Annotated in this window: 22 protein-coding genes and 1 riboswitch; of the genes, 15 read left to right on the forward strand and 7 right to left on the reverse strand. The window is 39.7% G+C overall.

All coding sequences use genetic code 11. From position 1 onward, the window contains the following. Positions 1 to 468: 468 nt before the first annotated feature. From J2X07_RS01020 to J2X07_RS01025, 3 genes are read right to left on the reverse strand one after another with little or no spacing between them, the layout of a single operon-like run. Complete coding sequence (locus J2X07_RS01020; protein WP_396193571.1) at positions 469 to 1278, reverse strand: MFS transporter; 810 nt, start codon at positions 1276 to 1278, stop codon at positions 469 to 471. Beyond that, positions 1257 to 1715 (reverse strand): MFS transporter, encoded by a 459-nt coding sequence (locus tag J2X07_RS19935; protein WP_396193553.1) that lies wholly within the window; start codon positions 1713 to 1715, stop codon positions 1257 to 1259. Before J2X07_RS19935 ends, J2X07_RS01020 begins: the two co-directional genes overlap by 22 nt. A 1-nt stretch (position 1716) precedes the next feature. Continuing rightward, positions 1717 to 2313: an ArsR/SmtB family transcription factor gene (locus tag J2X07_RS01025; RefSeq protein WP_310255693.1), complete on the reverse strand. Its 597-nt coding sequence runs from the start codon at positions 2311 to 2313 to the stop codon at positions 1717 to 1719. A 171-nt stretch (positions 2314 to 2484) separates the two neighbouring features. On the opposite strand from J2X07_RS01025, the gene J2X07_RS01030 reads away from it, so the two are divergent. From J2X07_RS01030 to J2X07_RS01065, 8 genes are all read left to right on the forward strand, one after another. Continuing rightward, on the forward strand, positions 2485 to 2946 hold the full coding sequence (locus tag J2X07_RS01030) for a MarR family winged helix-turn-helix transcriptional regulator (RefSeq protein ID WP_310255695.1): 462 nt from the start codon (positions 2485 to 2487) through the stop codon (positions 2944 to 2946). 355 nt (positions 2947 to 3301) lie between these two features. Next, complete coding sequence (gene spoIIP, locus J2X07_RS01035; RefSeq protein WP_310255697.1) at positions 3302 to 4453, forward strand: stage II sporulation protein P; 1152 nt, start codon at positions 3302 to 3304, stop codon at positions 4451 to 4453. Between the two features lie 162 nt (positions 4454 to 4615). Then, a complete protein-coding gene (gene cls / locus J2X07_RS01040; RefSeq protein ID WP_310255699.1) occupies positions 4616 to 6121 on the forward strand; it encodes a cardiolipin synthase in 1506 nt (501 codons plus the stop codon). 39 nt (positions 6122 to 6160) lie between these two features. Continuing rightward, positions 6161 to 6472: a hypothetical protein gene (locus J2X07_RS01045; protein ID WP_310255701.1), complete on the forward strand. Its 312-nt coding sequence runs from the start codon at positions 6161 to 6163 to the stop codon at positions 6470 to 6472. A gap of 66 nt (positions 6473 to 6538) precedes the next feature. Further along, positions 6539 to 7321: an undecaprenyl-diphosphate phosphatase gene (locus J2X07_RS01050; protein ID WP_310255703.1), complete on the forward strand. Its 783-nt coding sequence runs from the start codon at positions 6539 to 6541 to the stop codon at positions 7319 to 7321. A 77-nt stretch (positions 7322 to 7398) separates the two neighbouring features. Beyond that, positions 7399 to 7556: riboswitch (cyclic di-AMP (ydaO/yuaA leader) on the forward strand. A 141-nt stretch (positions 7557 to 7697) separates the two neighbouring features. Next, positions 7698 to 8357, forward strand: coding sequence for a potassium channel family protein (locus J2X07_RS01055; protein ID WP_310255705.1), 660 nt, complete (start codon positions 7698 to 7700; stop codon positions 8355 to 8357). A gap of 8 nt (positions 8358 to 8365) precedes the next feature. Continuing rightward, positions 8366 to 9712, forward strand: a complete 1347-nt coding sequence (locus J2X07_RS01060) for a TrkH family potassium uptake protein (RefSeq protein ID WP_310257351.1) — start codon at positions 8366 to 8368, stop codon at positions 9710 to 9712. A 407-nt stretch (positions 9713 to 10119) separates the two neighbouring features. Next, complete coding sequence (locus J2X07_RS01065) at positions 10120 to 11238, forward strand: GerAB/ArcD/ProY family transporter (protein ID WP_310255707.1); 1119 nt, start codon at positions 10120 to 10122, stop codon at positions 11236 to 11238. A 10-nt stretch (positions 11239 to 11248) separates the two neighbouring features. On the opposite strand, the gene J2X07_RS01070 is transcribed toward J2X07_RS01065, so the two are convergent. After that, positions 11249 to 11707 carry a hypothetical protein gene (locus J2X07_RS01070; RefSeq protein WP_310255709.1) on the reverse strand — a complete coding sequence of 153 codons (459 nt, stop codon included), beginning with the start codon at positions 11705 to 11707 and terminating at the stop codon, positions 11249 to 11251. 185 nt (positions 11708 to 11892) lie between these two features. Between J2X07_RS01070 and hutP the strand changes: the two genes are divergently transcribed. The 6 genes from hutP (at position 11893) to J2X07_RS01100 (ending at position 18881) form a co-directional block, all read left to right on the forward strand. Beyond that, entirely contained in the window at positions 11893 to 12327 is a 435-nt protein-coding gene (hutP, locus tag J2X07_RS01075; protein ID WP_310255711.1) for a hut operon transcriptional regulator HutP, read from the forward strand. A gap of 457 nt (positions 12328 to 12784) precedes the next feature. Then, positions 12785 to 14311 carry a histidine ammonia-lyase gene (hutH, locus tag J2X07_RS01080; protein ID WP_310255713.1) on the forward strand — a complete coding sequence of 509 codons (1527 nt, stop codon included), beginning with the start codon at positions 12785 to 12787 and terminating at the stop codon, positions 14309 to 14311. An 18-nt stretch (positions 14312 to 14329) separates the two neighbouring features. After that, on the forward strand, positions 14330 to 15991 hold the full coding sequence (hutU, locus tag J2X07_RS01085; protein ID WP_310255715.1) for a urocanate hydratase: 1662 nt from the start codon (positions 14330 to 14332) through the stop codon (positions 15989 to 15991). 13 nt (positions 15992 to 16004) lie between these two features. Beyond that, positions 16005 to 17276 carry an imidazolonepropionase gene (gene hutI / locus J2X07_RS01090; protein ID WP_310255717.1) on the forward strand — a complete coding sequence of 424 codons (1272 nt, stop codon included), beginning with the start codon at positions 16005 to 16007 and terminating at the stop codon, positions 17274 to 17276. Beyond that, positions 17251 to 18216 carry a formimidoylglutamase gene (hutG, locus tag J2X07_RS01095; protein ID WP_310255718.1) on the forward strand — a complete coding sequence of 322 codons (966 nt, stop codon included), beginning with the start codon at positions 17251 to 17253 and terminating at the stop codon, positions 18214 to 18216. Before hutI ends, hutG begins: the two co-directional genes overlap by 26 nt. Positions 18217 to 18623: 407 nt before the next feature. Continuing rightward, on the forward strand, positions 18624 to 18881 hold the full coding sequence (locus tag J2X07_RS01100; protein ID WP_310255719.1) for a helix-turn-helix domain-containing protein: 258 nt from the start codon (positions 18624 to 18626) through the stop codon (positions 18879 to 18881). A 402-nt stretch (positions 18882 to 19283) separates the two neighbouring features. Here the strand turns inward: J2X07_RS01100 and J2X07_RS01105 are convergent, their stop codons facing one another. The 3 genes from J2X07_RS01105 to J2X07_RS01115 form a co-directional block, all read right to left on the reverse strand. Further along, positions 19284 to 20327, reverse strand: coding sequence for an acyltransferase family protein (locus J2X07_RS01105; protein ID WP_310255720.1), 1044 nt, complete (start codon positions 20325 to 20327; stop codon positions 19284 to 19286). A 156-nt stretch (positions 20328 to 20483) separates the two neighbouring features. Next, on the reverse strand, positions 20484 to 21518 hold the full coding sequence (gene ytvI, locus J2X07_RS01110) for a sporulation integral membrane protein YtvI (RefSeq protein ID WP_310255722.1): 1035 nt from the start codon (positions 21516 to 21518) through the stop codon (positions 20484 to 20486). Positions 21519 to 21674: 156 nt separating this feature from the next. Next, a complete protein-coding gene (locus J2X07_RS01115) occupies positions 21675 to 22487 on the reverse strand; it encodes a YihY/virulence factor BrkB family protein (protein ID WP_310255724.1) in 813 nt (270 codons plus the stop codon). A gap of 478 nt (positions 22488 to 22965) precedes the next feature. Here J2X07_RS01115 and J2X07_RS01120 point away from each other — a divergent pair, with 478 nt between their 5' ends. Continuing rightward, positions 22966 to 23667, forward strand: a complete 702-nt coding sequence (locus J2X07_RS01120; protein ID WP_310255726.1) for a TerC family protein — start codon at positions 22966 to 22968, stop codon at positions 23665 to 23667. Positions 23668 to 23846: the final 179 nt, after the last annotated feature.

Raw genomic sequence — 23846 nt, forward strand, 5'->3', positions numbered from 1 at the left:
GCATGATGAAGAAATGGGGGGTAGGGAATTGCTCTGCTGGCTGATGCCAACAGGAGAGATTATCTCTCACAATCCTACTATATGTTATGTTGCTTCAATTGGTATGGACAAGTGCCATGGGCAAATATGTAATTTTTATTCTACCGGTCTAAATCATGTAATGAATGAAAATCATTATTTTTAGAAATATAGTGAATCAGTTTCAGTGAAGAAGAATATTGAAGTGAAAGACTCAAAAGGGAGCAAGATTGCAGCCTCTTGAGTCTTTTTTAAATGATGTTTCCAAGCTGAACTAATCTTCATTGTGGATACCAATGCAAGCTGGGAAAGAAACGGGAAATAATCTAGTTTTTAGGATGCGCGAAATGGAAACGAATAAAATCTCAAATATAAAACCGAGTAATGCCCATGAGCATTTACTCGGTTTTGTTGAAGGAAATAAATTGTTAGGGGTCAGTCCCCAAAAATTTATTCCATTTTTCTTAAAGCTGGAAGTTTCCACATGATCAACAAGTTCACAACAATTAAGCTTATTGCCCCACCGGCCATAATCTTGTCGATTGTAAGACCATAAGAAATCAGCATAGACGTAGGTGCGAGAGAAAGAGGTGCAAGACCCATACTCGCCATCGTTAATAGTCCCATTAACCGTCCAAGCATTTTTTTGTCAACGGCTGATTGTACAGCGGAAATAATCGGGATATTGGTTGCAGGGAAAGTTATTCCGATAAAAAAGATCGCAATCATACAAACGTGCAAAGATGTACTTTGGCTGAACCAAAGAAAGAAGAGATTCATCGAAAGAAGCGACAAGGTCACCATTAATCCGCGTCTTTTTTTCGTGTTGAAAATACCAATGATAATCGAACTTAATAACATGCCAACTGCCATCGACCCTTCCACATAACTAAAATCCAGAGCACTTCCGTTCAATACGCTTTTTACAAAGATCGGCAGTCCCATCATTAAGGGACCTGTAACAAAAACATTTAAAAAGACCGTACTAATAAAAAGCGCTTTCAAAAAAGAGGATTGTTTTACAATATCGAATCCTTCCTTGATCGACTGCCACATGCCTGGCTTTTTTTGGCCAGTGCTTTCTGTTGCCGGAGTGTTCAGAAGAAAGGCAAGTATAGCTGAAATGAACAGCATGACAGCGGGAACACCAAAGGAGAACAGATAGCCTCCGCTGCTGGCAACAAGCAAGCCGCCAATCATAGGACCAAGAATCATCGAGCTTTGCTGCGTTGTCTGGATTATGAGTTCGCTCTTGTTAATTGATCATTGTCAACAATTGCAGCGATTAATGAGCCATTTGCTGGCCATACAAATGCATCTAGTACTCCAAAAAATAGACCGAAGATAATGAAAGACAGAAGTGATAGATGATCCGTGGCGAGCAGCAGAAGCAAACTGCATAACAAAACGGTTCTGAGTGTATTCGAAACATATAAAATTTTTGTCCGGCTAATGCGATCAGCGAGAACACCGCCAATTGCCATAAATAATATACGCGGAACATTGGCAGCAATATAGACAATACCTAAGGAAGCTTCTTTATCAAGTGTCTTTACAACATACCAGCTTTGTGAAAATTGAATGATCGCAATTGAAAAGGACGAACAAAGAACGATGGCCCAATAAAATAAAAAAGATCGTGTTTTGAAAATGGAAATTATTTTTGGCTGCTCTTTTACAGCGGCTGGCTCAGACATATTAATCAAGCTCCTCTTCAGGGTATGGTGTATCTTTTAGAGGAAACGAAAGCATAAAGTAGTGATACATATCTCCCTCTTCGTTTTCCGATTTTTTAAATTCTGAAATGAGTTCTGAAATTTCTTTTGTTTTTTCTTGAAGCAATTTCACTTGGTCCGGGAATAATTTTACGTGTCTATATCCGAATTTGAGCGGGGAGTTTGAATACATAAAAACGTCTGGATCAAGCTTCCGGATCATTGACTTTGTTTTGTCTAGCGAAACAAGGATATTTTCTTTGAGTGCATCTGATAATTCATCTTTTACTGCTGTCCTTTGATCGGGTAGAATTTCTTCGATAGAAAAGGATTGTGCAATAGGTCTGTAAAATTTTTGAACGATTCCGTTTTTTTCCTCTGTTCTTTCAACATGTATCAGTCCAACTCGTTCTAGCTCTTTAAGGTGGTAGTGAATTTTAGGTGCTGGAGCTTCTAATATGTCGGCTAAAATTTTGCCTGTTTTTGCTTCGTCCATAATCTCCCATAAAATTTTGATGCGCAGCGGGTCACTAATTACTTTTAATTGTTCGACTTCACGTATGAAATAAACTTCTTGCATGTTTTGGTCTCCTAAAACGTTCAGATTTATTTGAACGTATCATACTGTAATTTTATGTAAAATGTCAACATAATTACACATTATTTGTAAAAAATAGTTCAAATGTTGTGAAAATTTATGTATAATCGTAGTATTATATTCGCTAATCAACTAGGCTTGGGGGTTCTTAGTATGGGGAATAAGGATTTGAAATCGTATGTGGAAAGACTCGAACGTGTACATTATATTGTTTCAAAGAGGCTGCATCCAGAGATTGCTATTGAGAGAGATCTGACTAAAACACAATTTGTTTTATTAAAAACACTGTATGTAAGAAATAAATGGACGGTTTCAAAATTAGCGGAATATATGGGTGTAAAACCAAGTGCAATTACGGTCGGTGCAGACCGGCTATACAAACGAGGTTTTGTGCGTCGCTATAGAAGTGATTTGGACAGAAGGATTGTGTACTTGGAAATTACAGAAGAAGGACAGCAAATTCTAAAAGAAGCTGAAAATGAGAGACTTACTTCTATCAGCAGCTACCTAACCCATCTGTCACCTGATGAACTTGGTACATTTATAGATATATACGAAAAACTTGCAAATGGAAGTCAAACGGAAGATTTGGTTCTTTCATCAAAGACAAGTTAAAAATAAAAAGCAGGGAAGATAAATAAATATAATTAGGAATAGACTCAAAAGGCTCAATTAGGAGCCTTTTGAGTTTTTTTGTTTTTCAGGAGTGAAACGGATCAACCATACAGAATCTCAAAATTCGGGAAATATCCGTAAAATGATATGTCGAAAATGATTGAAATTCAATAACAGTGCTATTGATATACAACTATTGAGTAAACTCCCATAAGCAAATCTCGAAAATAGCAAAAGCAATAAATTGTTCGGGGTCAGACCCCAATCTCTATTATTTTTTCATAGAATAGATTCTATTTAATTTTTCTGCTGCATAAGATGTGATAGAAACGACTTAAGAAGTGGAGGAGGACGAATGTTTACCCCGCAGATTAATATGAAACGTCTACCTATTTTAGTTGCAGGAGCCATGCTATTTATTGTTATAGCCACGAGTTTTATCACCTCTTTTGAGCATAAGTACAGGTTAAGCTCTTCAATGATGCATAAGTGGCTGACCGATTTTTCGGGCGAAGCTCTCGTTTATTTCATAGGCTGGGAGAACCGGTATTTTACTCAGGAGCTTCCAAAAGAAAGTAAGCCTCCAGCTTTATCCAGCGTTTTACTAGAACTAGCGACAAGCATTAAACCAGGTGATATCCGAAGTTTGCTAGGGAATGAACTGCCAGGATTTGCTCTTTACGATTCAACAATCATTGTTGCAGGTAAAGGGACAGATTACACAAACATCGGTTACGAATCACCGCCGCCGATGGAACTGCTCTTAAGCGGTGAAGATGCTGAAGTACAGGATATTGAGAGGCTTGAAGATCCGGATTCTTCTGATTCGGACAACCCGCCAAACCAAACGACCGATGGGAAAACAGTAGCCTATATCTATCACTCGCATAGCTGGGAATCCTTTCTGCCGCACTTAAAAGGTGTAACTAACCCAGACCATGCTATCCACTCAAAAGTTAACATCACGATGGTCGGTAAAAAACTGGGTGAGGACCTTGAAGCACATGGCATAGGAACATCTGTAGATATGACAAATATGACTGAACTTTTAAGAAAAAATAATACGGATTACCGAAAAAGTTATCCAATGTCCAGAACACTTGTACAAAGTGCGATGGCAAGTAACCACAATTTACAGTTGATTTTTGATTTGCATAGAGATTCATCACGCAGAAAAACAACGACTGCTACCATTGATGGGAAGTCTTATGCCCGTGTCTTATTTGTAATCGGTACTGCAAATCCTCATTTTGAGAAAAACCAGGAGATGGCGAAAGAAATCGACCAAATCCTCAGCAAAAAATTCCCTGGACTAAGCCGGGGGGTTATCGGGAAGAACAAAACAAAAGGAAACGGTGTGTACAATCAGGATTTATCCGATCACTCTTTATTGATCGAGTTCGGCGGTGTGGATAACAATATGGATGAACTATATAGAAGTGCGGATGCTGTTGCAGATGCTGTTGCTCAGTATTATTGGAATAAAAAGAATGTAAAAGCCGAGTAAGTTATTAGAAAACACCTGAGAAATTCAGGTGTTTTTTGTATGAAGCATCATATTCTGCAAATAGTAAGCAAAAATGGTATAAAAAGAGAAAGGGGTTTGTTTTATTTTTAAGCAGTAGGGAATAACAAAGTAATTGATAGACTGGGAAGAAGGAGCTATTGCATGAAAAGAAGAATTTGGGAGTTTTTCCTCACCTTATTATTGCTTGTTTCACTATATGTCGTATTCTTTACGCAAGCACCATACGTTATAAAAATGGTATTCGTGCTCCTATATTCATCTGTAATTATTTACACGATATACTCATTAATACTGGAAAACCGTACGGCTCAGCATACCCTATTATGGATTTATGTTCTCATTTTTTTCCCTTTTTTCGGCTATATGTTTTATTTGTATTCCGGACAGCTTTATTTAAAAGGGTATTTATTTAAATCGAAAAGAAAAAATGATAGAGATGAATGGATACGTGTTTCAAAACAAGATGAAAAACCGGATTATACCGATCTGAAAAGGCATCAAACCAATTTTGCTAAGCACGCTAACCACATTACGCTTACTCGTTTGAATAGAAAAACGGCAACAAAAATACTTAAAAATGGCGATGAAACCTTTCCGGAGATTAAAAGAAGGCTATTAGAAGCGAAAGAGTACATACATATACAGTTTTATATTTTTCGCTCAGACCGACTCGGGAAAGAAATTATGGACATCTTAATTCAAAAAGCAAAGGAAGGGGTAAAAGTACGATTTTTATTCGATGGAGTAGGCAGTTTATCTCTTCAGCAGCATGATATAGACCGGATGAAAAAAGCTGGAGTGTTAGTTCAGGCTTTCCTTCCCGTACGTTATGGCTTTTTTAATCAAAAGCTCAATTTCCGAAATCATAGAAAAATTGTAGTTATAGATGGGAAAGTCGGCTTTGTCGGCGGATTAAATGTAGGGATTGAATATCTAGGGGAAAATCCCGATATTGGCTTTTGGCGTGATACACATATGGTTATGGAAGGTGAGGCTGTACAAGTTCTGCATGCCATTTTCCTTATGGACTGGGAATATGTGTGCGGTGAAGACCTGCTTGAAGATCCTCACTTAACAACGGCTTATCCTTCAGAAGGAGATGGTACTGTACATGTAGTGGCAAGTGGTCCAGATACGCAGCTAGGCATCATGAGCGACCTGTATTACTCATTGATTTCTAGTGCGGAAAAATCGATTTGGATCGCTACTCCGTATTTTGTACCTAATATAGCCATACGGACAGCTTTAAGGATTGCTGCCCAAAAAGGAATTCAAGTGCGTCTGATGGTTCCTGAAATCAATGATGGATTTTTAACGCAATATGCAACACGATCTTATTTTCCAGAGCTGCTTCGTGCTGGAATTGAAATCTATTCCTATCAAAAGGGATTCCTCCATCAAAAGGTCATCATTATCGATGGAGATACCGCTTCGATCGGAACAGCGAACATGGATATGAGAAGCTTTCATTTGAACTTTGAAGTGAACGTCTTTTTATTAAACACAAATTCTGTAAACGATTTAGTGGAACAGTATGAAGGGGACATGGAAGATTCAGTAAAATTGCGGCCTGTTGAATTTTACAAACGAGGTCATTTCGAGAGAACGAAAGAATCCTTTGCTAGGCTCTTTTCAGGAGTCCTTTAAATAAAATTTAGGAGCAATTGATACATTTACGATGACTCAGTGCAACTCGTAGTTATCTTGCAAGCTTTGCTCGTCACTGACGAAGAGATTCGCCGCTCATCAAAAAACCAGTTTTTTCAGAAGCAAGAAGGTCGAGGAAGTGAAGATTTCGAGGAGTGGAGTTTAGTAAACCTAAATGAGCACCGAGGAATTGAAAATGACGAAGAGATTCGCCGCTTATCAAAAAACCAGTTTTTTCAGAAGCAAGAAGGTCGAGGAAGTGAAGATTTCGAGGAGTGGAGTTTAGTAAATCTAGATGAGCACCGAGAAATTGAAAATGACGACGAGATTCGCCGCTTATCAAAAAACTAAGTATAGAAGAGTCCCTTTGAGAATAAGGTTGTACGAGACAATCAATTCTTGAGGGGGCTTTTTATTATGGATTGGTTCCAGGCCATTATTTTAGGGATTGTTCAAGGGCTGACTGAGTTTTTGCCTGTTAGTTCTACAGGGCACCTTTTATTAGGGCGTAAGCTGTTTGATTTAGACGAAGCCGGATTATTTTTGGACAGCATGCTGCACATCGGAACACTTCTTGCTGTGATGACTGTCTATGGAAAGGAAATATTAGAGGTATTAAAAAAGCCCTTTGGCCGTACAGGGATTCTGCTCATAGCCGGAACCATTCCAACAGCTGCGATCGGACTTCTTTTCAAGGATTTTTTTGAGGAGATTTCTAAGACAGGCATTACAGTTGGTTGGGAGTTCTTAGTAACAGGCTTGCTTCTCTGGTGGGCAGATTCGTTTAAAAGAAATGGCTATAAACGTGTGGATGAAATTTCGATAAGAGACGCAATCATAATCGGTACTTTTCAGGGTGCGGCTATACTGCCTGCTGTATCAAGGTCTGGATTAACGATTGCTGCAGCGCTATTTTGTAAAATAGATAAAAAAGCAGCAGCTTATTTTTCCTTTTTATTATCGATTCCTTCGATTGCAGGAGGGGTTGTTCTTCAATCAAAAGACCTTTTCACAGGTTCAGCTCCTGTTGTTTCATTTGAGGTGCTGGCCCTCGGTACCGTAGCATCAGCTCTTTTCGGCTACATTGCAGTAAAATGGATGATAAAACTGCTGCAAACCGGAACATTAAAAGGCTTTGCTATCTATGTTTGGCTAGTTGGATTAGTCGTTTTAGCTCTCCAAATTTCAGGGAAAATGTAAACGATTTGTGAACCTTTAAAAATGGATTGACAATTAATATATGGAGGATTACAGTATATGTAATTCAAAATTTAGCAGGCTTTAGATCGCTGAATTTACAGTTAAGTCTTTTAAAGGATGATGACTGTAAAACGGGGGAACCAATTTTTTGGGGTGAATTTTGCAAGAGTGCAAAAAGGGATACTCCAATCCCTAATCCGACAGCTAACCCCGTAAGCGTCATGTCACTGGAGAGGTCAAAAAAGGTGAAATAACCAGACCCGCTTATTTGTGCGGTCTTTTTTTGTTTTATTAATCCTTTGTGACCCTCTTAACCAGCAGGCAAGAGAACAACAAAGCAAAACGTTAATGCAGTTTAAGGGGAGAAAATGAAGTTATGAAAAAAAAGCAGTTTGCTGTAATAGGATTAGGACGTTTCGGAGGCAGCATCACAAGAGAGTTTGCTGAAATGGGTTATGATGTACTAGCCATTGATAAGGATATGGAAAAAGTAAATGAGTATGCAACAATTGCAACACAAGCGGTTCAAGCAAACTCAACAGATGAAAAAGTCATGCAGTCATTAGGTATTCGTAACTTTAACCATGTCATTGTATCGATCGGTGAAGATATACAATCAAGTATCCTGACGACATTGCTATTAAAAGAAGCAGGCGTTAATAAAGTATGGGTCAAAGCTCAAAATGACTATCATCACAAAGTACTGGAAAAACTAGGAGCAGACCGGATTATTCATCCGGAACGGGATATGGCACTAAGAGTAGCACAGCTTATCTCATCAGAAAAAATCATTGATTTTATCGAGTTATCACATGAACACAGTATTGTTGAGATTGGGGTAACTGATAAAATAGTGAGTAAAACTTTAACGGATTTAGATGTTCGTGCTCGTTTCGGATGTAATATTGTGGCTATTAAAAGAGGAGATGACATTCTTGTGTCACCTATTGCTGACGTTGAACTGAATTACGGAGATGTTCTTGTAGTGATCGGGCGCAATGAGGATATAAACCGTTTTGAAGATGAGGGAGTGTAAATTTGGCACTGCTTGTTAATAAATCGAGACAATTTTTGTATCAACCATTTACATTAAAACCGCCACAGATTTTAGCTTTGCTTTTTTTAATTCTAATCATTGTTGGAGCCGTTTTATTAAAATTGCCGATTGCACATGAGAAGACAATATCATGGATTGATGCTTTTTTTATCGCGACGTCTGCTTCAACTGTTACTGGACTGGTAACGGTTGATCCAGGAACAACCTTTACTTTATTTGGTGAGATCGTCATCCTTTTTTTAATTCAGGTTGGTGGTCTTGGCGTTATGTCGTTTGCCTCACTTATCGTAATCATGCTTGGAAAAAAAATATCGATTAAACAAAGAATGCTAATGCAAGAAGCATTGAATCAGCCTTCACTAGGCGGAGTTATACGTCTTGTAAGAAATTTGTTTCTCTTTTCGATCAGCATACAGATTATCGCAATCAGTGTCTTATCTATACGGTGGGTACCAGATATGGGTTTATCGAAAGGTATATATTATAGCGTTTTTCACGTTATTTCAGCATATAATAATGCCGGCTTTTCCCTCTGGTCAGATGGATTAATAAGATATGTGGGTGATCCAACGGTTAACCTTGTCATTACATGGCTCATTATTACAGGTGGTATTGGATTCACAGTTTTGATTGACTTATGGGTAAGTAAAACGTGGAAAGAATTAACACTTCATTCCAAAGTGATGATTATCTCTACATTTGTCATTAATATTTTAGCGATTTTACTCGTGTATTTATTCGAGTTTAATAATCCGAAAACATTAGGTATGCTCTCAGGAGGGGAAAAACTGTGGGCAGCTTATTTTCAGGGGATTTCTCCAAGAACAGCAGGTTTTAACTCGATCGATATGACAGCGATTCAGCCTGATACAGCATTGTTGATGACCTTGCTTATGTTTGTAGGAGCAGGAAGTGCATCGACAGGCGGTGGAATTAAGCTGACAACCTTTGTCGTGATTCTTTTCACTGTACTGACTTTTATAAAAGGAAAAGATGAAACGGTTGTGTTAAAACGCACCATTCGCAACGCGATTATTTTTCGGGCACTGGCCATTACGATGATTTCTTTGATGGTTGTTTTTATCGCTCTGTTCATCTTAACGTATGTTCAAAAAGGTGATTCTTTTATGGTCATACTTTTTGAAGTTGTCTCTGCATTCGGTACCGTAGGACTAAGTATGGGATTGAGCCCACACTTAATGCTGATCAGCAAAATAGTGATCATGGCTGTGATGATCTTTGGAAAGCTAGGACCACTAACGCTGCTGTTCAGCTTAGCAGCTCCAAAAAAAGATAATATTCGTTATCCAGATGGTGAAGTATTAACAGGATGATGAGAATGAGAAAAACCTAACTCCAATCAACATATTGGGCTAGGTTTTTTTATATGGCTGTTATTGCAACTTTCTTTTTCCTGGAGGTAGTTGATTTTGTTTTCAGGACTTTCCTAGGAAAAAGAGTCTCCTTGCCGCTAGGCACCTTAAGTGGTCTCACCAACTTGCTGAAGCGGCTAGCCCCTCGAGATCACAAGCTTTTAGGATTTTTTTTGCTGAAAAAAAGCGCGCCATACGAAAAATACGCGCGCGTTATGAGAAATATGACATGCGAAAACGCGCAATAACTCTTCAAAAAGACAATCCACATAGCGGTCGGATTGTCTTTTTAGGTATTTTTGGGTTAATTATGAAAGGGTTGGGAAAGCTATAACAAGATAAATGGTCTGGTGAAAGGATGAGAAGTGTTGCAGAAAATTAAAGAAGTTTTCCTTGTTTCTCCCTTTCTTGTATTTTTCCTCATACACTCGGAACAAGTGGGTGTCGGCGTATTGGGCTATCAAAGAATTATCGCGAAATACGCGGGATATGATTCTTGGATTTCTGTGATTATTGCTGGTATTTTTGTTCACATTCTCATTTGGATGATCTATTATGTGCTCGACAATGGCGGGGGAGATATCGTTACCATTCATAAAACGCTTTTTGGAGGATTTATCGGCAATATATTTAACATCGCTATTATTTTGTATTTTCTGCTTTGGTCGATTACGGTTCTGCGTACTTACATAGAAGTTATCCAAGTATGGATGTTTCCGACGCTGAACACGTGGAAGATCGCTGTTGTATTTTTAATATTAACGTATTATGTCGTATCTTCCGGATTTCGTACGGTTACAGGGGTTTGCTTTTTTGGAGTTGTTATCCCGCTCGGGCTTATTGCGCTTTTAGTTTACCCATTGCACTTTACCCATTTTTCAAACTTATTGCCGTTGTTTGACGAAAGTTTGAAAGATTATTTATTTGCCACTAAAAATATGATGTTAAGTTATCTTGGCTTTGAAACGGTTCTCGTTTTTTATCCCTTTATAAAGAATGCGAAAAAATCACAAAAATTTGCTCATTATGCAAATATCTTTACCTTTATGATTTATCTTCTGATCACGCTGTTTTCATTCGCGTTCTTTAGTCAGGAACAGTTGGCAAGGAATATTTGGGCAACCCTTTCAATGGTTAAAATTGTTCAAGTTTCATTCGTTGAACGGTTTGATTATATTTTCGTATCAGTGTGGTGCTTAGTTATTTTGCCTAATATTACGCTAGCGATCTGGTGTTCAAGCCGTGTAGCAAAATTGATGCTGAACGTCCGGCAGCATTACACGTTAATCGTTGTTCTCGCAATCGCTCTCTTTACGTGTATTCTTTTAAATACTCGATTTAAAATTAACATGTTAAACAATTACACAAATAAAATCGGTTTTTATTTGGCGATCAGCTATATCCCGATTCTCTTTATTGCGACATTTATACGTAAGTTGATGAAGAAAAAAGGAGCTAATAGCGAACAAAGCTCCTCCTCTTCTTAACGTATTTGATTTAAGCCTGCAATAACTGGGTAAGGCGGTCTTTGTGTCTTTCACGCTGCTCTTGGTCAGATGTGTTATGCCACTCTTGCAGAGTCTCGTTAATCAGCTGCTTCACCATGTTTTTTGTCCACACCACATAAGCTCCGTACGTGTCACTTTTAAAAAAGCATGTAAGCATGTTGTTTTCAGGTCCGAAAAAGAAACCAAGCTGGTCATGGATTAATGTTGCTTCATTCAGGTTGAAAGGCATGATCTTATCAGAAAGTGAAAACTGATACGAGTTGTTTTCATCCTTAATAAAAGCAATACCGTAAAGCTGTTCTTCTGATAAGAAACCTTTTGTAGTGGGAAGCAACAATACAGGGTTATGTCCTTGGTCATAAGCGATAAAAAAATTATTCACATCTTCCTCAAATTGCGGAGTTCTCAACATAGAAGCTAGTGTAATTTCCTTTTGAACGTGCAGCATCCAGCAGCCCTCATTTCCGTTGTATTTATTTAATCACAGTGTTGCCGCTAGATTGATAGATTATACGTACGAGTTATCCTTTATTCTGATGCCGTGATAAGTTGTTGAAAGGGAATTGACGGACAAATTGGAAACGCATACACTAAAGGTAGTTATTAGCTGCGAGCAGAGAGAGTGAATTAAGTATGGCACTATCCAATGACAGGCTCTTAGGAAAAATGGCCATGTTAGGTGTTCTTGATGAGAGTTATTTATCAGAGATTGAGAAACAGGGCTGGAAGTATTGCACAGGCAAAGCCGGTTCGATGGATTCTCAAAAGGTAGTGGCAGCTATTGAAACAGCTGCGAAAAATGAAGGTGTTATTCATACAGGTATCTATCGTGAGACACATTCGCTGTATCATGCAATCATGGAAGCTTTTCATGGTGTGACGCGGGGACAGGTGCAGCTTGGAACAGTTCTTAGGACGGTAGGTCTGCGCTTTATTGTTGTGCGGGGAAACCCTTATGAAAAAAAAGAAGAAGGCGACTGGATCGCAGTTGCTTTATACGGAACAATCGGTGCTCCTGTAAAAGGACTTGAGCATGAAGCGATAGGACTTGGCATTAATCATATTTAAATAATTGCCCATAGTTACTAGTGATGAGGGGGCGTATTCGAAAGAGTTTTCTTTCGAGTGCGCTCTTTTTGTTTTCTTCTAAAGGCTCTTTTCTAAAAGATTGTTGCTTTCAAGTTTATTTTTCAGTTACATCACTGAAAAGTTGATTGGAGTGTAAGGTGCGAGACTCCTGCGGGACTGGAGGGCAGTCCGAAAAGCGGATGCGGTTTGATCAGCACCGACAAGCAAAAGGGGAATGGGCTAAGAAGGCGCTTTTTGCCTTCATGACCGTTAAACTTTTGACCTCGAGGGGCTAACCGCTGCAGCTAGACAGGTGAGACACTTAAAAGTGAAACGTACGAATGTGGCTAAACGCCTGCCCCGCGGAAAGCGAGCACCTGGAACAGAAATCAACGGCTTTCAGGAATATCAGAGTTGAGGAAAACAGACTTTTATTTTGAGAAAAAGAGGGATAATCATGGTTACATTAACGGGAAACACACTGTCCATGGAAGAAATTAAACGAATTCTGCATGAGAATGAACCGGTCGAAGCGTGTCCATTAAGCATGAAAAAAGTGGCTGACAGCCGGAAAGCTGTAGAAGAAATCGTGAGTTCAGGGAAAGTGGTATACGGTATCACAACTGGATTTGGAAAATTTAGTGATGTCTTTATTTCAAGAGATGATGTTGAAACGCTGCAGTTAAATTTGATTCGCAGCCATGCTTGCGGAATCGGTGACCCGTTTCCTGAAACAATCAGCAGACTCATGCTGATTTTACGGGCAAATGCTCTTTTAAAAGGGTTGTCTGGCATTCGGCCTGTTGTGATCGAAAGACTGCTTGAACTTGTTGAACATGGGGTACACCCTGTCATTCCGCAGCAAGGTTCATTGGGAGCAAGCGGTGACTTGGCGCCTTTATCCCATTTAGCGCTCGTTTTAGTAGGCGAAGGTGAAGCGATGTATAAAGGTGAACGCATGCCGGGGCAGGACGCATTAATGAGAGCAGGAATAGAGCCTGTCGTATTAACGGCTAAAGAAGGTCTGGCGTTGATCAATGGAACACAGGCGATGACAGCGCAGGGAATTGCAGCGTATATCGAAGCGGAGCGAATCGGACTCATGGCAGATGCGATTGCTTCACTCACAACAGAATCGTTAAGAGGAATTACAGATGCTTTTGATGAAGATGTACACATTGCACGCGGATACAAAGAGCAGGTTGAAGTAGCAGAAAGACTGCGCAGCTATTTAGAAGGCAGTCAGCTAACGACAAAACAAGGCGAGATAAGAGTTCAGGATGCGTACTCGTTAAGATGTATTCCACAAGTACATGGTGCATCATGGCAAGTACTCGGCTATGTAAAAGAAAAGCTGGAGATCGAAATGAACGCAGCTACAGATAATCCGCTTATTTTTGATAACGGAAATAAGATTATATCAGGCGGCAACTTTCACGGACAGCCGATCGCATTCGCAATGGATTTCATGAAACTAGCAGCGGCAGAATGGGCAAACATTTCAGAACGCCGCATCGAACGGATGGTGAATCCGCAATTAAGTGATCTGCCCGGTTTCCTGAGTCCGAATCCGGGTCTTGAATCAGGTGCGATGATCATGCAATATGCTGCGGCATCACTCGTATCGGAAAACAAAACATTGGCTCATCCAGCGAGTGTTGATTCCATCCCGTCTTCTGCCAATCAGGAAGATCATGTGAGCATGGGGACAATCGCTTCAAGACATGCTGCTCAGATCATTGCAAATGCGAGACGCGTCCTTGCGGTTGAATTAATCTGTGCCATGCAGGCCGCTGACTTTAGAGGACCTGAAAAACTAGCACCGAAAACAAAGAAAATCTATGAACATGGCAGAAAGGTTAGTCCCGTGATCCACTGTGACCGCATGTTCCATCGCGATATGGAAGCAATAGCTTCTTGGATGCTGGATCCATCGTGGAACGAGTTTTTAATAGCAACGAAAACGGAAAAACTACCACACTAATAAGAGGGGGCAATTACGATGACAAACGTTAAACAAACGATTAAAGCAGCAACAGGAACAGAGCTGACAGCAAAAGGATGGGTTCAAGAAGCGGCTATGCGCATGCTCATGAACAACCTGGATAACCAAGTGGCAGAAAACCCGGATGAACTTGTTGTTTATGGCGGAATCGGGAAAGCCGCGCGCAACTGGGACTCTTATCATAAAATCGTAGAAACGCTTCAAAAACTTGAAAACGATGAAACACTTCTTGTACAGTCTGGTAAACCCGTTGCGGTATTCAAGTCTCATAGTGATGCACCGCGTGTTTTGCTCGCAAACTCAAATCTCGTTCCAGCATGGGCGAACTGGGAAACATTTAGAGATCTTGAAAAACGCGGTCTTATGATGTATGGACAAATGACAGCAGGGAGCTGGATCTATATCGGAACCCAAGGCATTCTGCAAGGCACGTATGAAACTTTCGCAGAAGCTGCAAGAAAGCATTTTAACGGCTCATTAAAAGGAACAATCACTCTCACGGCCGGTCTTGGCGGAATGGGTGGAGCACAGCCTCTGGCCGTGACGATGAATGATGGTGTAGTGATTGCGATCGACGTGGATGAAACTAGAATACAAAGAAGACTTGATACAAAATACTTAGATAGAAAAACAGACAGTTTAGAAGAAGCTTTGAAACTTGCAAAAGAATATGCAGAAAAAGGAGAGCCGCTATCAATCGGTTTACTTGGCAACGCAGCTGAAGTTTTACCGAAGCTAATTGAAATGGGTGAAATCCCTGACCTGGTAACTGACCAAACATCAGCTCATGATCCGCTGCATGGCTACTTGCCAGTCGGTTTCACAATGGAAGAAGGAGCAGAGTTGCGCACACGCAATCCCCAGCAGTATATTGAGAAATCAAAAGAGTCGATGGCTACCCATGTTCAAGCTATGCTCGATATGCAAAAGAAAGGTGCTGTCGTGTTTGACTACGGCAACAACATCAGACAAGTTGCGTTTGATGAAGGTGTTAAGGATGCCTTTGATTTCCCTGGTTTTGTTCCAGCGTTTATCCGCCCTCTCTTCTGTGAAGGAAAAGGACCATTTAGATGGGTAGCATTATCAGGTGACCCTGAGGATATTCGAAAAACAGATGAAGTGATTTTAAGAGAGTTCAGCGATAACGAGCATCTTTGCAAATGGATCAAAATGGCACAGGAAAAAGTACAATTCCAAGGGCTTCCTTCCCGTATTTGCTGGCTAGGGTACGGTGAGCGTGCGAAGTTTGGAAAAATCATAAATGAAATGGTAGCGAATGGCGAACTTTCAGCACCGATTGTAATCGGCCGTGATCACCTGGATTGTGGTTCCGTTGCTTCTCCAAATCGTGAAACGGAAGCAATGAAAGACGGAAGTGATGCGGTTGCGGACTGGCCAATTCTTAATGCAATGATCAATGCTGTCAACGGTGCAAGCTGGGTTTCAGTTCATCATGGCGGTGGTGTTGGAATGGGCTACTCTCTTCATGCAGGAATGGTTATTGTGGCTGACGGTACAGAAGAAGCCGCTCGCCGATTGGAGCGTGTTCTGACAAGTGACCCAGGAATGGGAATCGTAAGACATGCAGATGCAGGATACGATTTAGCGATCGAAACTGCGAAAGAAAAAGGCGTAAATATACCGATGATTAATGAATAAAGGAGTGTTACTTATGCTGGATACACTAATTTTTGCTTCACAGGTTGTTGCTCCCAATGGTGAGAATCGTTCCATTCGCGGTATTGAAATGAACGAGCTTAAAGTAATCGATGACGGTGCCGTAGGGATAAAAGATGGCAAGATCGCCTTTGTCGGAACTCGTGAAGAGGCATCTCAATTGCAGGCAAAAGAAACGATAGACGGAACTGGCAAAATATTATCCCCTGGTCTAGTGGATCCCCATACACATCTTGTGTTTGGGGGATCTCGTGAACATGAGCTCGCTTTAAAGCAGCAAGGAGTTCCTTATTTAGAGATTTTAGCGCAAGGGGGCGGGATTCATTCCACTGTAAAAGCGACACATGAAACGAGTGAAGAAGCTCTTTATGAAAAAGGTCTGTTTCATTTAAACAGATGTTTAACTTATGGTGTTACAACGATGGAAGCGAAAAGCGGCTATGGATTGGATAAAGAAACAGAAATGAAGCAGCTGCGTGTTGCGAAAAAACTGAATGAAAACCACCCAATTGATTTGGTTTCAACGTTTTTAGGAGCTCATGCGATTCCGGAAAAATACAAAGGCAGACCAGATGCCTTTTTAGAAGAAATGCTCTCGATGCTGAAGGAAATATCGAAAGAAGGCTTAGCTGAGTTTGTTGATATTTTTTGTGAAACAGGCGTATTTTCTGTTGAACAATCGCGCATCTTTCTGCAAAAAGCAAAAACAGCAGGTTTTGGTGTGAAGATCCATGCTGATGAGATCGACCCTCTTGGCGGAACGGAAATGGCTTGCGAAATCGGTGCCATTTCAGCTGATCACTTAGTTGGGGCAAGTATGGAAGGCGTTCGTATGCTGGGTGAATCAGATACGATTGCAGTACTTCTGCCGGGAACGACATTTTATTTAGGAAAAGATCACTTTGCACCTGCGCGAGAAATGATTACAAGCGGAGCAGCCGTTGCATTATCAACTGATTTCAATCCAGGGAGTTCACCGACCGAAAACCTTCAATTCATTATGAACTTGGCTGCTTTAAAACTGAAAATGTCACCGGAAGAGATTTGGAATGCCGTTACGGTTAATGCTGCATATGCAATTGGCAGAGGGGATGTTGCTGGCAGTCTGTTAGAAGGCAGAAATGCAGATCTCGTCTTATGGGACGTGCCGAACTACAAATATGTTCCTTATCATTATGGAGTGAACCACGTAAACAAAGTATGGAAAAACGGAAAAGTGGTGGCTGGAAGGGCGATTTCACATGCAGATTATACCCTTTCTTCGTAAGACAGGCGAAGCGCCATTTACTGACAGAGGTATTAAGAAAGCAGGTCAGCTCTTAAAGCAATGGAACGGTGAAAAGGTGAGAGGGGTAGCCATAGCTGGTGCACCTCTTTCCAAAACTTCCATTTCTCATTCAGGAGCTCATTTATCACCACAGACGATCCGTTCGATGATGCAGTCATTTTCAACGTACAGTATTGAGCATGAAAAGGACATGTGGGACACCGTTATCACGGACTTTGGAGATATTGAGATGCACGTGACAGATCTCTTTGAATCGCAATCCCGCATTCATTCAGTTTTAAAAGAAATTCAGGAAGAACATCGTGAAGCTGTTGTTATTACACTTGGCGGTGATCATTCTGTTTCAGCAGGGGCTATTCAGGCGTTTCAGGAAACGAGAGGAAGAGTCGGCATCATTCAGTTCGATGCTCATTTTGATCTAAGAAACACAGAAGATGGCGGTCCATCTAACGGAACTCCATTTCGGCAGCTTATTGAAAAAGGAATCATTACAGGAGACCAGCTCATCCAGCTGGGTATACGTGATTTTGCTAATGGCAAGCTGTATCACGAATATGCAAAAGACCATGGCGTGACTGTTTATACGATGGGTGATATCAAACGAGAAAGTTTGCTCGTTTTGCTGAAAAAATCAGTTGAACAGTTAAAACAGACAACAGATAACATATATATTTCACTGGATATGGATGTACTGGATCAGGCGTATGCTCCAGGATGTCCTGCGATCGGTCCTGGCGGTTTGGACAGTGAGTCATTAATAGAAGGCATTCAGTGGCTGGGACAGAATGAGTCTGTAAAGGGGATGGATATTGTTGAAATCGATCCAACACTGGATTTTAGAAATATGACAAGCCGTCTTGCTGCGTATGTAATCATGCAGTTCACCTTAAATTACACCAACAGAAAGCATAGCGTATAAGCACGATTATCGGCCAAGCAACAAGTTTAAGTCGATATTTTAAGTGCAGGTAAAGCGGGCGGATCAAGTTAGGCAGTCAATAAAATATTCTTTATGCGAATGGCTCGTTTCGAATGGTTGTTTTCTGAAGGCTGTTTTCTAGGAGATAGTTGCTTCAGGCGCATTATGGTAACTGCCTCAAATGGAAGGTTGATTGGAGTGTAAGATGCGAGACTCCTGCGGGATCCAGGGTGACAGGTGAGACCATTCAATGTCGCAAGGCGACGAGTGGGCTCACCGCACGCCCCGCGGAAAGCGAGTATTCTGAAACGGAAATCAACTGCTTTCAAAAACAATATTGATTGCGAAAACAGCTTTACTAAAAGATGTATCTTAACAGCTATGCGAATAGAATGGGAGGGGAAAAAATGAGTGATTTTGGTACCTTTATCGAAACTTCCAGAAAGCAAAAGGGATTAAGCAAATCAGAACTTGCTAGAAGATTAAATATTACGCCGCAGTATATGGCTGATATCGAAAAAGGCAGGATGATTCCATCTGAAGAAAAAATCGAAAAGCTTGTCATCACGTTAGAGCTGAATGAAAAAGAAACATTCAAACTAGCAGACAAACTTCCGTTAAGAGTACTGGCAGAAGCAAAACAAGAATTCTATAAAACAGTGTAAAAAAAGTCTGCCGAATTCGGCAGACTTTTTTTTCTGAAATATTAGTTTCTAACAGCTTGTTGCTTTTAAAGTTATTTTCGATAAGAGCTTCATTGAAGTTGATTGGAGTGCAAGGTGCGAGACTCCTCGAAAATGAAAATCACATTTTCTTCGTGCGATGTAAAGCTGCCGAAGCCTTCCTTGTCCTGCGGGATCAGCGTGCCTGCCACTTGAGTACTCTTCTAGCAAGGCATGCGACGAGGAAGCTTGCTTCGGTAAGATTTCTTTTAGACGCAGGAGCAGTACCATATGTTTCTTCCAGTAGGCTCACCTTACCCCTCGCGGAAAGCGAGCATCCTGAAACGGAATTCAACCACTACCAAGAGCATCAATTAATGCGAAAATAGCCTATCTTAATATCTGTTATTCTTCTTGAGGCCGAGATGGCGGAGATTGCTTTTGTTTAAACAATTGTTTAAGTTTAGACCAGCGAAGTTCAATTAACGGCTGTGCAATTGCAATAACAGGCTTACTCGCCAAGAATAATGTAATGATAACGGTAAAGAACAGAAGCATAAAGTACAAGCCGTTATCTTTTATTGAGGCAAAAAGATCTGTTGTAAACAAATACTTCAATATAAAGCCGTGAAGCAGATAGATGTACAAAGTTCTTTCGCCAAACTCAGTGAAAAACATTCTTCTTCTTGGGATCAGGGCTAAAACACTAAAAGTAGCAACGAACATTACACCGTACATCGCAAGCCGGATCAATCCGCCATACCACGTCTTATACCCGATAATGTCGGTATAAGAGGAAGAAGCCAGAAACCATTCTTTCATACCATTTGGAAAAAAGAAATGATACACGAAGAACAACACGATTAAAAATGCTGCAGATGCCGCTTTTCGTGACGGCTTCAATATTTTTTTGAAGTCTCTTTTTTCAAGCAAGTGCCCCAGTAAGAAAACAGGGAAGAAGACAAATGTTCTCATCAGACTAAGGAAGGTTCCCATTTCATGAATGTAGCCGACTGCTACTCCTATTCCAATCGCTAAGATTAACGGGTGTTTCATTTTTACAAATAGTTTCAATAGCACATTCCAAAATAACATGCTTAACAGGAACCAAAGTGTCCAATGCGGATCAAAGAAATTGAGTTTCATTTCGCTTTTTCCGTATAGGTCATAATAATAAAAACTATATACAATTTGGAAGATTAAATAAGGAATAAAGACCTTTTTAAAAATTTTTGTTAAGTATCCATCACGCCATACACCTTTTGTGAAAAAGCCGGCTATTAAGATAAAAGCTGGCATATGAAAAGTATAAATAAAGTTATAAATCGTATAAAGCCACTCATTTTGCCCTTTTATAGGAGAAATGAAGTGTCCGAACACGACCAGAAAAATTAAAATAAATTTTGCGTTGTCAAAATAATAATCGCGTTCGCTTGTTGCAGTACCCATCAGAAATTCCTCCAATAAAAATTCACCATATTAAGTATTCGTATGAATTTCTCTATTTTCTACTATAATTCCCAACCTTCATATGTTTTCTAACCTCTAAATGTAAAAAAAACGCATTTCCCTTATAAAAGGAAACACGTTTTTTGTTTTCAAACTCTAAAAATCAATTTTTATCTTTAAGAAACCAGCACTTCGAAGGGCTTCATAGATAATGACAATGGCAGGTCCGATGATCAATCCCATAAATCCGAGCAGTTTGAATCCAATATAAAGGGAAACGAGAGCAGCTAATGCTGATATGCCAAGGCTCGAGCCTAGGATTTTAGGTTCAATAATTCTTCTGATGATTGTAATAACACCGAACATAATAAGAAGACCGATTGCCAAGTGATCATTATGGTTAACGAAGAATGAATAAGCAGCCCATGGAACAAGTACGGAACCCGTTCCCAATATCGGTAAAATATCAACGACAACGATTAAGACCGCTATGATTACAGCATATTGTACATCTAAAATCATAAGACCTACAAAAGCTAGAATGTAAGTAATAAAACTTAAGATAATCTGTGCTCTGAAAAAGCCGACAGTTGCTTTTGATAATTGGTTAAATACAAGTTCCACTTTCTCACGTGCTGAAGTTGTAAATAAGTTAAGAAATTCAGCGTACAATCTAGGTAAATCCAATGAAAATAAAAATAAAGCAACAAGATAAATGATAAAGTAGATCATTAATCCTGGTATGGAAGTAATTATTCCTAATATACCAGTAGTCAGTCCTTTTGCAGATTGAACGGCGTATTCTCTTAATCCACTTAAACTGTCTTCGAGTGTTCCAACTACCTCTGGAGGCAGACTAGCATAGAAATTTTCCATTTCATAAAATGTATTTTCTGCTATTTCAAACAAATGGACAGAATAGGATGGGAGAACCGTAATAAATTCGATGACCTGAATAACGAGTGTAGTAACAAGCCAATAAGTGAGAAGGCCGGTTCCTGTTAGAAATAACAAAAAGGTAACCGTAACAGAAAGCAAGCGTCTGCCCTTCATCAGTTTGATGAACATTTTTACGATCGGTTCAAGCATGATTGCCGTAATTAATGCAAGAAGGAGAGGTATACTGTAAAAGACAAAAACGATGATTCCAGCAAGCAATATAAGCAGTAAAACGATGTTCTTTACAGTCATGATCCGGCTCCTATCCCCGTATAATTATCCGGTATATTTGCAGTTTATTGTTAACCATTATGACCGGAATATGAGGTGAAAATTCTCCCTCTACACAATGATGTTACGACATCGTGAAAAAGTCAATTGTAAGAAGTGAAGTTTTCTAAAATCTTTTTATTTTCCTAACTGCTTCTTTAAGGCGAGAATAGCATTAAGCTGTCCTCCTGCAATTAGAATCATTGCAGAAAGATAAAACCAAACCATTAACGTTAAAAGTGCTCCAAGGTTTCCGTATATTTGACTATAATCAAAAATCAAAACATAAGATGAAAATAAATAGGAAATGACATGCCATCCGAATGTTGAAAAAATAGCTCCTGGCCAAACATTTCTAAAAGATAAGTTTACATTCGGTGCAAACATATAAAGTGCTGAAAAAATGGAAAGCAGTACCGAAAACCCGATTACGTACCGGGCTGTTTCCCAAATCTGCCAGATCGGATTGGAAAAGCCGCTTTTTTCAAACACGTACATTCCGATGGTTCTTCCGAATACGGGTAATAAAAGAGCGGTTATGCTGGCACTTACGAGTCCAAACGTTAAAAAGATGCCGAGTATCAACTCTTTTAAAAAGGGTCTGCTCTCTTCAACTTGATAGGCTTGATTAAAAACACGAATGATTGCATGAATCCCAATGGAAGCAAGCCAAATCATAACAATGAACGAAACCGATAAGACATCTCCCCGCTGCTCATCCAGCACGGTAATCAGATTATATTCTAGTAATTTATATGCTTCTTCAGGAGCAATAGACTGGAAAAGAGTTAAAACATAAGAAGTAGAAATCGGTAAATATCCTAAAATGGTAAAGATCAAAAAAACAAACGGAAAAATAGAAACGAGAAAGTAATAGGCTAACTGTGCTGACAGATCAAATACTTTATCTTCAAAAAAGCGGTGAAGCCATTGTTTTAATAACCAGCGCATATGTATAAATCCTCCAAACTGGCGACTATCTTATCATGCATTATTCCCGTAATAAAAAAAAAGAACGCTTTTTTTGAAACAAAACGTTCTTTTATCCGTAGTAGTGTGTTGTGATATAAAAAAACTAAAATCTATTACAGCAGGATCAAGGTCTTCTAACAGGGTTAGAGCCGCAGTCGCAGCAGCATAGATAAACAAAAGGAGAGGCAGTAGTCGGTGGCTGAAGAATAGGGCAGCAGCATGGAAAAACTTTTTTGCAGAACATCGGCACGCCACCAAATAATACACACGAATAGCACGTAACGCTACATCCGCATGAGCACATGAGAAAAAACACCCCCTTTCAATCAATATATGAAAAGTGGGATAAGCCTGGCAGGGCTTAATTGGCTTTGCAATAGCCTTTATTCTTTGAAGTTATTTTCAATTTCTAAAGGCAATACTATTAAACAGATGTTTAACAGGGAGGATATTTAGAATGGACTTATTTGCAGCAGATTTTTGGTCCGCATTACTGGCAATTGTTGTCATTGATTTAGTACTGGCGGGAGATAATGCGATCGTTATCGGATTGGCAGCTAGAAATTTACCAAAACAAAATCAAAAGAAAGTGATTCTCTGGGGTACTGTTGGAGCTATCGTAATCAGAGCTGCAGCAACACTTGCCGTTGTGTGGCTGCTAAAAATTCCAGGACTATTATTAGCAGGCGGACTCATCCTTTTATACATTGCTTATAAATTAATGGTTGAAGAAAAAGATCACGATGTAGAAGCGAAAGATAATATTTTCGCAGCAATCAGAACGATTATCATTGCGGACGCTGTGATGGGGCTCGATAATGTACTTGCCGTAGCAGGTGCCGCACACGGAGATTTTCTGCTTGTTGTCATCGGATTATTGATCTCTGTTCCGATTGTTGTTTGGGGAAGTACATTATTCCTAAAACTAATGGAAAAATATCCATTCATCATTACGATCGGTGCTGGAGTGCTCGCGTGGACTGCTTCTAAAATGATCGTCGGTGAAAAGTTCATGAAGCCATATTTTGAAAATGATTTTATTAAATATGGATTTGAAATTTTAATGATCGTGGTTGTTTTAGGGCTGGGAATGTTGAAAAAGAAAAAGATGAGTGAAGAAAAAGAAGCAGAAACTGAACCCTCTAAAAGTGAAGTATAAATATTGCGCAGATCCAAAAGGAAACTATCCTTTTGGGTCTTTTTTTTGATGCACACGTTATTAATCCAACGACTTTTAAACGTAATCCAACGAAAAACAAGTATAATCCAACGACTTTTTTCCATAATCCAACGGCAATTGATTATATATCCCCGGGTCGACAAGAAATGACACGTCTT

It is taken from the genome of Fictibacillus barbaricus (assembly GCF_031457135.1).
Taxonomy (GTDB): domain Bacteria; phylum Bacillota; class Bacilli; order Bacillales; family Fictibacillaceae; genus Fictibacillus; species Fictibacillus barbaricus_A.

What these genes read in the sequence shown, in the direction of transcription:
- J2X07_RS19935 (WP_396193553.1), bottom strand. Translation starts at nt 1,715, where the DNA reads ATGTCTGAGCCAGCCGCTGTAAAAGAGCAGCCAAAAATAATTTCCATT.
- J2X07_RS01025 (WP_310255693.1), bottom strand. Translation starts at nt 2,313, where the DNA reads ATGCAAGAAGTTTATTTCATACGTGAAGTCGAACAATTAAAAGTAATT.
- J2X07_RS01030 (WP_310255695.1), top strand. Translation starts at nt 2,485, where the DNA reads ATGGGGAATAAGGATTTGAAATCGTATGTGGAAAGACTCGAACGTGTA.
- spoIIP (WP_310255697.1), top strand. Translation starts at nt 3,302, where the DNA reads ATGTTTACCCCGCAGATTAATATGAAACGTCTACCTATTTTAGTTGCA.
- cls (WP_310255699.1), top strand. Translation starts at nt 4,616, where the DNA reads ATGAAAAGAAGAATTTGGGAGTTTTTCCTCACCTTATTATTGCTTGTT.
- J2X07_RS01050 (WP_310255703.1), top strand. Translation starts at nt 6,539, where the DNA reads ATGGATTGGTTCCAGGCCATTATTTTAGGGATTGTTCAAGGGCTGACT.
- J2X07_RS01055 (WP_310255705.1), top strand. Translation starts at nt 7,698, where the DNA reads ATGAAAAAAAAGCAGTTTGCTGTAATAGGATTAGGACGTTTCGGAGGC.
- J2X07_RS01070 (WP_310255709.1), bottom strand. Translation starts at nt 11,707, where the DNA reads ATGCTGCACGTTCAAAAGGAAATTACACTAGCTTCTATGTTGAGAACT.
- hutP (WP_310255711.1), top strand. Translation starts at nt 11,893, where the DNA reads ATGGCACTATCCAATGACAGGCTCTTAGGAAAAATGGCCATGTTAGGT.
- hutH (WP_310255713.1), top strand. Translation starts at nt 12,785, where the DNA reads ATGGTTACATTAACGGGAAACACACTGTCCATGGAAGAAATTAAACGA.
- hutU (WP_310255715.1), top strand. Translation starts at nt 14,330, where the DNA reads ATGACAAACGTTAAACAAACGATTAAAGCAGCAACAGGAACAGAGCTG.
- hutI (WP_310255717.1), top strand. Translation starts at nt 16,005, where the DNA reads ATGCTGGATACACTAATTTTTGCTTCACAGGTTGTTGCTCCCAATGGT.
- hutG (WP_310255718.1), top strand. Translation starts at nt 17,251, where the DNA reads ATGCAGATTATACCCTTTCTTCGTAAGACAGGCGAAGCGCCATTTACT.
- J2X07_RS01100 (WP_310255719.1), top strand. Translation starts at nt 18,624, where the DNA reads ATGAGTGATTTTGGTACCTTTATCGAAACTTCCAGAAAGCAAAAGGGA.
- J2X07_RS01105 (WP_310255720.1), bottom strand. Translation starts at nt 20,327, where the DNA reads ATGGGTACTGCAACAAGCGAACGCGATTATTATTTTGACAACGCAAAA.
- ytvI (WP_310255722.1), bottom strand. Translation starts at nt 21,518, where the DNA reads ATGACTGTAAAGAACATCGTTTTACTGCTTATATTGCTTGCTGGAATC.
- J2X07_RS01115 (WP_310255724.1), bottom strand. Translation starts at nt 22,487, where the DNA reads ATGCGCTGGTTATTAAAACAATGGCTTCACCGCTTTTTTGAAGATAAA.
- J2X07_RS01120 (WP_310255726.1), top strand. Translation starts at nt 22,966, where the DNA reads ATGGACTTATTTGCAGCAGATTTTTGGTCCGCATTACTGGCAATTGTT.